This window comes from Streptomyces polyasparticus, from assembly GCF_014493765.1.
Taxonomy (GTDB): Bacteria; Actinomycetota; Actinomycetes; order Streptomycetales; family Streptomycetaceae; genus Streptomyces; species Streptomyces polyasparticus.
Genome location: NZ_JACTVJ010000090.1, coordinates 1 through 1,491 on the forward strand (window position 1 = coordinate 1; position 1,491 = coordinate 1,491).

Consider the following 1,491-nt stretch of genomic DNA (forward strand, 5'->3'; position numbering starts at 1 on the left):
GAGAGCTTTTCTTGCCTTAATTTTCCTCACCTTCGTTATGAACGTGGAATCAAGTAGACCCTTGATGGCATTCACGCCAAGCCACGGCTGGATGAATGATCCGAATGGACAATTCTACGATTCCAAAAATGAACTCTGGCACTTGTACTACCAGTACAATCCCAACGACACAGTATGGGGAACACCTTTGTACTGGGGCCATGCAACTTCCAAAGACTTGTCGACCTGGAAGGATTATGGTGCGACTATTGGACCCGATCGTGACGAAGATGGAATCTTTTCTGGAAACATTGTGGTTGACCATAATAACACTTCTGGTTTTTTCAACGACTCAATTGACCCCAGACAAAGAGTGGTAGCAATTTATACGTACAATACCGAAGGTTCTCAAACTCAACATGTTGCGTACTCGCTTGATGGAGGGTACACTTTTGAAAAGTATGAACATAATCCGGTTTTGGATGTTGATAACATCAACTTTAGAGACCCCAAAGTGTTCTGGCACGAGCCAACTAACCAGTGGATCATGGTGATAGCTTTGAGTCAGCAATTTAAGATTCAAATTTATGGCTCGATCGACTTGACGAACTGGAGCTTGCACTCCAATTTTACTGGAGGACTCTTTGGGTTTCAATATGAGTGTCCTGGACTCATTGAGGTTCCTGTTGAAGGGACTGATGAGCTGAAATGGGTTATGTTCATTGCAATCAACCCAGGGCTGCCTTTGGGTGGTTCGTCCAACCAGTATTTCATTGGCTCATTTGACGGATTTGAGTTTGTACCAGACGACTCCCAAGCCAGACTTATGGATTACGGCAAGGATTTCTATGCTTTTCAAACATTTGATAATGCTCCCAAAGAACTGGGTGTTGTTGGCTTGGCATGGGCTTCCAATTGGCAGTATGCAAATCTTGCACCTACAAAAGAGTGGAGAAGTTCCATGACATTGGCACGTCAAATGACATTAGCATCTCGAAACATGAACCCGGAAACCAAGGTTTTGTCGTTACTTCAAAAACCAATTTTTGGCGAAAGTGTGGTGGCTGCAAATAAAATTTCAAAACGGAATATTACTGGTCAAGATGAACAAGCCGTAAAAATCCACAAGAATTCCACCGGTACTTTTCTGTTTGATATCACTTTTAGTGTTGATCTGCTGAAGAACCAAACTGGTCAACTACAGGTGATTTCTGGTCAAAATGGTGAGTCCATTAGGGCAGGATTTGATCCCACAGCTGGTCAATTTTTCGTGGATCGTGGAAATACTAGCGGATTAAAAGAGAATCCTTTCTTCACCGACAAAACTTCGGCTTATGTCGAACCTTGGAAACACCAAAATGATTTGCCTGTTTATAAAATGTTTGGAGTGATTGATGGAAATTTGATTGAGGTCTTTTTGAACGATGGTATCGCGACCTTGACCAACACATTTTTCATTCCTGGTACTGAGGGACTTGAGTATCTTGAGATTGAGTCTTCTAGTGATGCCAT

1 protein-coding gene is annotated in these 1,491 nt (G+C 42.5%); it reads left to right on the top strand.

From position 1 onward, the window contains the following. Window positions 1–64: 64 nt before the first annotated feature. A partial coding sequence (locus H9Y04_RS49020) for a glycoside hydrolase family 32 protein (RefSeq protein WP_187820135.1) occupies window positions 65–1,491 on the top strand: 1,427 nt, incomplete at its 3' end.